Below are 9304 nucleotides of genomic sequence, written 5' to 3'. Positions count from 1 at the left end.
AAAATATTGCTTTGCATTTTTCTGATCTCAATAATATTTTTTATATATAATTCTAGTAGCGATAGAAATTTATTTATCAATAAACTTATTAATGTATCTCTGGCGCCATATTTATTTGTATTTTTAATTGGCTTTTATTTTTATATCTATTTTGATTTATTTCATAAATATATAAAGAATAAATTCTTTATATATTTTGCTACTTATGTTATCGGTAGAATTTGCTTCCATTATTTTAATAATATTTTTTTAGATATATTTGTAAATTATTTTATATTCTCATTTTTGGTTTTTTCTTTTGCTTTCAGTTTCGAAGGTCTCGATAAATTTTTGCGAGGAAATGATTTTACATATGGTATTTACATATACCATATGTTTTTTGTAAATATTTTTGTCCAAATAGGTAGTGGGGGGGGCAGCATTTATGTAGTATATGTCGCTATTTTGTCTATATGTTGCGCTATAATCAGCTGGTTTTTTGTAGAGAAACCGTGTTTAAACTTAAAAAGTAAAAGCTTATATCGCAGTAGGATGAAAAATGTCTAAAAAAATACTATGGTGCGGAAATTCTTATTATGGATCTCCATTTAAGGTAGGTTGTAATTATTATAGTGAATTATTGGCAAAGGATGGAAACAAAGTTTTATTTGTTGCGCCGCCCGTTTCCCCCTTTCATAATAAAACCAACGAAGCTATTAGGTTGGCTCAGTCAAAAAAAGGCGTGTATGAAATTTATGAAAACTATTTTATATATACCCCATTTGCACTTATTCCGCCGTTTAAAAAGCTGCCGTCCCAATTTTATTGGATTATAAAAATATGGCATATTTTTACCTTACCGAATTTTAAAATTATGCTTAAAAATTATGATTTCTTAAATGTAGATATTTTAGTGATAGATAATTTCGTATTTCTGCCTTTAATAAACATCATAAAATATAAGAAGCTGATTGTTAGGGTTACCGATAATCTTAGCGGCTTTGGCGTAGGGCCTGCAGCTATCAAGGCAGAGGAGCATCTAATAAAAAGAGCAGATAAAGTGATATATACGTCATCGAACCTTAAAAACTATATAGAAAAATTTAATAAAAATTGCCTCTATCTGCCAAACGGAGTTGATTTTAATAAATTTCAAAAAAAATACGATAAACCGGATTTTTTTTACACAATTACAAAACAGGTTGCTGTTTATGTGGGCGCTATAGAAAGCTGGTTTGACTTCGGTCTATTAGATTATATCGCCGAAGAGCTAAAAGATGTGCATTTTTTAGTAATTGGAGCTATAAAATTTAAACCCGACAATTTTGATCAAATACGATCTAGAGAAAATATTACGTTTTACGGCAAGGTCGATAATGATTTGATTGCCTCTTTTTTACAATTTTCAGATGTCGGTATAATCCCGTTTAGACTGGATATGGATTTGGTTCATTCTATAAGCCCTCTAAAACTATATGAGTATTCTGCGGCTGGACTTCATACGGTAGCAACTAAATGGCGAGAGTTGGAGCGGCTTAACAGTCCTGCTTTATTGGCAAGTTCAAAAGAGGACTTTGTAAAATATATAAAAAAATCTCTAGATTTAAGTAAAAGCGACAAGACTGAAATTTTAAATTTTGCCAAGGATAATGATTGGAGAGAAAAGATACGACATATCATTTAAAATTAGATATAATTTCGTTTGGAATATTTTTAAATTTTAATAATGGGGCGAAACGAAAGTAATAAATGCAGTATAAAAAGTTAGTAATTGATTTTCGTATGCATAAAGCATCCGGTATAGGTACATATGTCAAATCACTACTGCCTTTTTTGGTGGAAAAATTTGAGGTTATTCTGCTTGGTAGTAAAGCCGAGATACGGGACTATGCGTGGAGCAAAAGCGTTAAAATTTTAGAATGTAAATCTAAAATTTATTCTATAAAGGAGCAGCTCGAGCTGCCTTTAACAATTCCTGAATGTGATATTTTTTGGTCTCCCCATTACAATATCCCAATCCTGCCGATAAGAGCAAAATTTAGAGTGGTTACTATCCACGACGTATTCCATTTAGCCTTCTACGATACGCTAAATTTTATGCAGAAAATATATGCAAAAACTATTTTAAATCAAGCACTAAGCAGAAGCGATATAGTTCTTAGTGTTTCAAATTTTTCGCGGAGTGAGATATTAAAATACACTAAAACTGGTAAAAATATTTTCGTTGTGCCAAACGCAATAGATGAGAGGCGCTTTAATCGCCATTGCGATTCAAATGCCTCAGAAGCGGCGGCAAAGTATTATAGCCTTCCTAATGATTTCGTTCTATTTGTGGGAAATGTCAAACCTCATAAGAATTTAAAGAATTTATTATTTGCATTAGAAAAGACGAATCTCAATTTGGTTATAGTGGGCAAAAAGGACGGCTTCATAACGGGCGATAGCGTTATTTCTGAGATTATTCGTACAAAAAATCTAAGTGATCGCATATTTTTTACGGGCTATGTTAAAGACGCGGATATCGCCGCTATTTATAATTTGGCGAAATTATTCGTATTTCCATCGATATACGAGGGTTTTGGTATTCCGCCGCTTGAGGCGCAAGCGTGCAGTTGTCCGGTCGTTTGCTCAAATGCTGCGAGTTTGCCTGAAGTTTGCGGCGATAGCGTTGTTTATTTTGATCCGAATGACATAGAAGATATGAGAAATAAAATTCAAACTGTTTTAAACGATAAAAATTTACAAAACGAACTTCGTATTAAAGGCCTTGAGAATATAAAAAGATTCGGCTGGGAACGCTCGGCAAAACAGATTATCGAAATAATGGAGAGTTTGAGATGAAAAAAGCCCTTATCCACGATTGGTTCAGCACCTATGCGGGCGCGGAGAAATGCGTCGAGAGTTTTACCAATATCTGGGATGATTTTGAAATTTACAGTCTCATTGACTTTTTAAAGGGTACCGACCGAGATAAAATTTTAAAAGGCAAGCGCGTCCATACGAGCTTTATTCAGAAGCTGCCATTCGCAAAGGACAAATACCGCAACTACCTGCCGCTATTTCCGCTTGCGATCGAGCAGTTTGATCTAAGCGGCTACGACGTCGTGCTATCCAGCTCGCATGCGGTCGCAAAGGGGGTGCTGACGCACTCAAATCAACTCCACATCGCTTATGTGCACACGCCGATCCGTTACGCGTGGGATCTGTATCATCAGTACTTGCGCGAAAGTGGTCTGGATCGCGGTCTAAAGGGCATGCTGGCGAAGTATTTTTTACATAAAATTAGGCTTTGGGACGCGAGCACTGCAAACCGTGTGGATCACTACATCGCAAATAGCCGCTACATCGCGCGTCGTATCAAAAAAACCTACGGCAAGCCCAGCGACGTCATCTATCCGCCCGTAGACGTGGATAAATTTACGCTGCGCGAAGCCAAAGAGGAGTTCTACCTCACCGCCTCGCGTATGGTGCCGTATAAAAAGATCGATCTTATCGTAGAGGCGTTTTCGCAGGCGGATAAAAAGCTGCTAGTCATCGGCGACGGGCCCGATATGGCGAAAATAAAATCAAAAGCGGGTAAAAATGTCGAGCTTTTGGGCTTTGCCGATGACAAAATGATGGCGGATCTCATGGGGCGGGCTAAGGCGTTTGTTTTTGCCGCCGAAGAGGATTTCGGCATTACGCCGGTGGAAGCGCAGGCATGCGGAACGCCGGTGATCTGCTTTGGGCGCGGCGGCGCCCGCGAGACGGTGCTTGACGGCGAGAGCGGGCTGTATTTTATGGAGCAAAACGTAAAGGAGCTGCTCGCCGCCGTAGCTAAATTTGAGCAAAATTATGATAAATTTGAGCCTACAAAAATCAGAGAAAATTCTTTAAAATTTTCGCGCGCGCGCTTTGAGGCCGAGATCAAAAGCTACGTCGAGAAAAAATATGAGGAATTTAAGGACGGCCAAAATGACTAATATAATCCTAAGCGGCGGCAGCGGCACGAGGCTGTGGCCCATCAGCCGCACGCTTATGCCGAAGCAGTTCGTGCGCCTCTTCAGCGATCGCTCGCTTTTTATGATGAGCTATGAGCGAAACTCCCCGCTATGCGAGCGCACGCTCGTCGTCTCGAACGAGCAGCAGTATTTTTTGGCGCTCGATCAGCTTGAGGTTTTAGGCGCGCGCGGCGTAAAATTTTTACTCGAACCCGTCGGCAGAAACACGGCTCCTGCGATCGCGCTTGCGTGTTTGAGCTTAAAGGCCGAGGAGGTCGTTTTCGTAACGCCGAGCGATCATCTAATTAGAGATGAGGCGGCGTATAAAAACAGCGTCTTGTGCGCACGCGAGCTTGCGAAACAGGGGTTTTTGGTAACGTTCGGCATCAAGCCCGCGGATGCAAATACGGGCTACGGCTATATCGAAGCAAGCGGCGAGGACGTGTTGAAATTTCACGAAAAGCCTGAGCTTGCGGCAGCGCAAAGCTACATAGCGGCGGGGAATTTTTACTGGAACAGCGGCATGTTTATGTTTAAAGCGGGCGTATTTTTAGACGAACTAAAGGCGCACAGCCCTGAAATTTACGAAGTCTGCGTCCGTGCGCATGAAAATTCTAACGCGGAAAATCCGATTAGAATTAAACTAGGCGATATGCAAGAGATCCCCGCAGATAGCATCGACTACGCGGTTATGGAGCGCACGAGTCTTGCTAAAGTCGTGCCCGCAGATATCGGCTGGAGCGATCTGGGAAGCTTCGATAGTTTAGACGCCGAACTGCCTAAAGACGCGAACGGCAACACCGCTGGCGAGCAAAATATCACTCTAAATTCTAAAAACAATCTCATCATCGGCTCGTCGGGTCGCACGATAGCCGCCATAGACGTCGAGGATCTTGCTATCGTCGATACCAAGGACGCCCTGCTCGTATGCAAAAAAGGCTCTACCCAAAAGGTAAAGCAGGTGGTAGAGCGGCTGAAGGATAGCGATCTGGCGCGCGTGCACGTAACGACGCACCGCCCGTGGGGCAGCTACACGGTGCTCGAAGATGAGCGCGGCTACAAGATCAAGCGCATCGTCGTTAAGCCCGGCAAGCGGCTATCGCTGCAGAAGCACTACCATCGCAACGAGCACTGGATCGTCGTTAGCGGCACTGCGACCGTGACTGTGGGCGAGCGAAATTTCTTGTTACGCGAGAATGAATCGACATTCATTAGGATGGGCGAGGTCCACCGCCTCGCAAACGAAGGCAAAATCCCAGTCGTGCTAATCGAGGCTCAAGTCGGCAGCTATACTGGTGAGGATGATATCGTGCGCCTGCAAGACGATTTTAATAGGAGCTAGGATGAAAAAGCAATTATGCATTTTGATAATCTTGGCGGTCGATATTTTCGGCATCTGGCTTTGCTTCGGGCTTGCCGTGGTGCTTAAAAATTTGCTCTACGGCGATAGCGTGCTGCTGGACGTCGGCAGGTATCAAGGCTTTGCGCCGTCCTACGTCATAATGATATTTTTGTTTTTCTATCAGGGGATCTATTCGAGGCGGTATGATTTTTGGCACGAGAGTAGAATTTTAGTAAAAAGCTGCTTCTTGGGGCTTTTGCTAAGCCTGGCGCTGCTTGCTTTAATCAAAGTTAATTACGAATTTTCGCGTGCCAGCTTTATTTTGAGCTTCGCCTTTATGGCGGTGGTTTTGCCGCTTTTTAAGCTCGTAACGAAAAAGAGGCTTTTTAAATTTGGCCTATGGCAGAAGAGGGCGAAAATTTTAGGTGAGGGCGAGGAGTTTGAAAGCGCTGTTTTAGGAAGCACATATCTTGGGTATGTAAGAGCGCTAGGCAGGGATTACGACGTACTATTTATCGGCGGAAGCAGGCTCGAAGCGAGCGCTTTAAACGAGCTCATCGAGAGCAACATCAGGGAAAATAAAGAAATTTTATTTACCCCGGTGCTGCGTTCGTACGACTTCACGCAGACCTATATTTACAGCGTCTTTGCCTCGCGCACAAGCCTCTTTGCGATACGAAATTCTCTGAAAAGTCCTCTAAATTTAGCGCTTAAACGCGGGCTTGATTTGGCACTTATCATTTTGGCGCTTCCTTTACTGGTGCCGATTTTCGGCGTAATCGCGCTGATGATGAAGCTAAAAGAACCGGAGGGACGCATATTTTTTTCGCATCAAAGAATGGGATTTGGCGGCAAGCCGTTTGGATGCCTGAAATTTCGCTCGATGAAAGAGAACGGGGACGAAATTTTAGCTCAGTATCTAAAGCAAAATCCGCAAGAGGCGGAGTATTTTGAAAAATATCACAAATACGAGCACGATCCGCGCATTACGAAGCTGGGCGATTTTTTGCGCAGAAGCTCGCTAGATGAGCTTCCGCAGCTGATCAACGTCCTAAAGGGTGAAATGAGCATCGTAGGCCCTCGCCCGTGCGCGCAATACGAGCGCAAAGATATGGGCGAATACGCAGATCTAATCCTGGCCGTCAAGCCGGGCATTACGGGGCTTTGGCAGGTGAGCGGGCGCAGCGATGTGGATTTTGCGACCAGGGCCGGCATGGATACGTGGTATATGAAAAACTGGTCAATATGGAACGATATCGTAATTATTTTAAAAACCTTCAAAGTCGTTTTAGCACGTGAAGGGGCAAGCTGATCGGTTATTGAATCCTTAAGTCAGGTTCTTTTTTGAGATAAATTTTAAATTTAATACGGCGCTTTGACCAAAATATTAGAATCACTCGGGTTAAATTTTGCCACAATTAAAATACATATACATAATAATATAATCGCGCGGCAATAGCTAGTAATTCGCGGCGCAAAATTTGAAATTTTGAAATTTCATCGCATGCTTGCGTAAAATAAGACTACGCAAAAATGGTGATGGTTTAATGCGGACGACCAAGATTGTGTAGTATCGCGGGAAAATTATTAGCGCAAATCGTATTGCTTAAGCACACAAAGAAGGCGCTATCCGTTAAATTTTACTTTTGCTTTCCGCTTTTGCGCGAATGCTGCTACGTAAAATTTGCACAACGCGGATAAATTTTATCCTCGCTTCCGCCCCCCGCTTTTTCTAAAATTCTAAATCGCCCATTGCAAAAAGCTGAGTTTTAAAATTTAGGCAGTTTGCAGATAAAATTTTGATCTGTTTGAGGGATAGGGGGATGGTGTCCGGTAAAATAGATAATGGAAATGAGCTATTTGGAAATCATACTATTTTAAATACCGTTTACGGATATACCGATAAAAAAGCGACCAACGGCTATGAAGCTTTAAAGGGCCTATGATCTAAATGGCGACAACGTAATAGATGAAAAGGACGAGATATTTAATAAGCTTAAAATTTGGAAAGGTACGAATTCTAACGGCATTACCGACGAAGGAGAGTTGGACTCGCTTGCGGATAATAATATCAAAAGCATCGATCTAAACTATAAAAGAGATAACGATAGATGAGAATTCTAATACCGTAAAGCAAGGCTCTAAGGTTGCTCTTATCAATGAGCTGATCTACGAATGGGCTTGGAGTAAGTGAAGCGGCTAAAGACTCACGGGGAATATATAGATTATAGATGCTAGAAATTTTAGCGGCGTATAAGAGGCTAAGGAATTTATAACTGCTTAAGTAAGGTGGATATAGAATTCGTAAAAGAAATCAAATCAAAGGTGAGAAGAGGACTGAGATTTTATAACATTCGCTGTCGGCAGATTGCTCGCTTGCAAAGTTCACCCACAATGACGAGAAAAGCAGAGAAAACGGAAGGATAGAATTTGGAAAATTTTGAAAACTGGAATAAAAATGTTAAAAAACGGGATTTAAACTCAAATGAAAACGCAAATTTAAACGATTTCAATAAAAGAGACTACGATAAAGAACCGATTGTTATAAAAAATCCTTATGAATTCTTTCTTAAAAATTTGGATTTATTTTGTTTTATAGGAGCGTTTGTGATTTTATCAACTGCCTGTATTGATTACACGGACAATATACACAAAAAAGAAATTAAAATTTTATTATATTTTCCTTTTGTGTTTGTAATTTTACATATTATTTGGGCCTTTTATTACTACATTATCAAAAATAAATGCGAAACCAAATTTACAAATAAAACGATAGAATTTATCATAAATGGGGAAGTTAAAAGGGTTAAAAATTTGATAGATTTAGGGCCTGTTACAAGAAATTTTAAGCTTTCGTATTCTCTTGGAGTATATTTTCATTTGTTTCTCTTTTTTTTTGATTATTTTAATTTCAATTAGTGAAAAATCATTGCTGTATGTTTTTATAATAATGGTCTATTATATACTTTGGTTTCTTTTAAATTTTTTATTTAAACTTATTTTTCATTTGATTTTAGGCGGAGAATTGAAAGGTTTTTCGTTGTATCCAGCTATTATTTTTGATTATCCGAAATATATTGGTGGTCGCTTGTGGAGATTAGCTACAATTGATATGCGACCATATAATGGAAAATTTCATATGGTTTATATAATTCATAAGCAAGATTATTTAGATTTACAAAAATATTTTTCTGATAAGAAACATATAGATTTAAATTTGGTGAAAAAGAAATTTTCAACCTAAAAATGAAAAAACATGAGTAGAGAAAGTGTTGCTAAAATTGAGCTAGATAAAGCTTATGATGCTATAGTTGCTAATCTCAAATTTACAAAGGATTATAGTGCAAGAATATAATACCAATACAACAAGCAATCAAAACAAGCAACAAAGAGATTATGATAAATATCCAATAGTTATAAAAAACCCCTATGAGTTTTTTCTTTCAAATTTATTCTTTTTTTCTCATTGCGGAACGGTGCTTGTTTTATTGGTTTATGCTGATTATATGGGGATTGCCAATGTTAGCAATATTTTTCTATGGGCTTTTTTTGGGCTTGGCGTTTTGCATATCGTCGCTACATTTTATTATTATATCATCAAAAACAAATGCGAAACTAAATTTACAAATAAAACAATCGAATTTATCATAAATGGCGAAGTTAAAAGGGTTAAAAATTTAGTTGATTTAGAACCTATCATAAGGACTTTTAGACTGCTTACACCATCATCGCTAATTGGAATTATTGTTTTTAATCTACTTATATTTTTTATGGTTGCATTAGTAAAAATGGTTCATTATCTTATCGCCTATTATGTCATTTATTTACTTTTAAATTGTTTGTTTAAACTTATTTTTCATTTGATTTTAGGCGGAAATTTGAAAGATTTTACATTATTTCCTGCTTTTATATTTGATTATGGAGAACTCATATGCAAAGGAAGGTCTAGTTTAGATATTCTTAAAGATAAATTTCATATGGTTTATATAATTCATAAGCAAGA

9 protein-coding genes are annotated in these 9304 nt (G+C 39.0%); all 9 read left to right on the top strand.

The window, feature by feature from the left end; all coding sequences use genetic code 11:
• The first annotated feature begins 538 nt into the window (after positions 1-538).
• A complete protein-coding gene (locus Q0393_RS02820; RefSeq protein WP_298977754.1) occupies positions 539-1663 on the top strand; it encodes a glycosyltransferase in 1125 nt (374 codons plus the stop codon).
• A 98-nt stretch (positions 1664-1761) separates the two neighbouring features.
• Complete coding sequence (locus Q0393_RS02815; protein ID WP_298977752.1) at positions 1762-2820, top strand: glycosyltransferase family 1 protein; 1059 nt, start codon at positions 1762-1764, stop codon at positions 2818-2820.
• On the top strand, positions 2817-3941 hold the full coding sequence (locus tag Q0393_RS02810) for a glycosyltransferase family 4 protein (RefSeq protein ID WP_298977750.1): 1125 nt from the start codon (positions 2817-2819) through the stop codon (positions 3939-3941). The genes Q0393_RS02815 and Q0393_RS02810 overlap by 4 nt, the downstream gene beginning before the upstream one ends.
• Complete coding sequence (locus Q0393_RS02805; RefSeq protein WP_298977748.1) at positions 3934-5301, top strand: mannose-1-phosphate guanylyltransferase/mannose-6-phosphate isomerase; 1368 nt, start codon at positions 3934-3936, stop codon at positions 5299-5301. Before Q0393_RS02810 ends, Q0393_RS02805 begins: the two co-directional genes overlap by 8 nt.
• 1 nt (position 5302) lies before the next feature.
• A complete protein-coding gene (locus tag Q0393_RS02800; RefSeq protein ID WP_298977746.1) occupies positions 5303-6613 on the top strand; it encodes a sugar transferase in 1311 nt (436 codons plus the stop codon).
• A 511-nt stretch (positions 6614-7124) separates the two neighbouring features.
• Positions 7125-7247: a hypothetical protein gene (locus tag Q0393_RS02795; RefSeq protein WP_295099236.1), complete on the top strand. Its 123-nt coding sequence runs from the start codon at positions 7125-7127 to the stop codon at positions 7245-7247.
• A gap of 484 nt (positions 7248-7731) precedes the next feature.
• On the top strand, positions 7732-8220 hold the full coding sequence (locus tag Q0393_RS02790) for a hypothetical protein (protein ID WP_298977743.1): 489 nt from the start codon (positions 7732-7734) through the stop codon (positions 8218-8220).
• 106 nt (positions 8221-8326) lie between these two features.
• Positions 8327-8545, top strand: coding sequence for a hypothetical protein (locus Q0393_RS02785; RefSeq protein ID WP_298977740.1), 219 nt, complete (start codon positions 8327-8329; stop codon positions 8543-8545).
• Between the two features lie 97 nt (positions 8546-8642).
• A partial coding sequence (locus Q0393_RS02780) for a hypothetical protein (protein ID WP_298977737.1) occupies positions 8643-9304 on the top strand: 662 nt, incomplete at its 3' end.

The sequence above is a fragment of the uncultured Campylobacter sp. genome (genome assembly GCF_938015785.1).
Taxonomy (GTDB): domain Bacteria; phylum Campylobacterota; class Campylobacteria; order Campylobacterales; family Campylobacteraceae; genus Campylobacter_B.
Note: the sequence above shows the minus strand (reverse complement) of the source record. Positions and strands in the feature narration are given on the sequence as shown.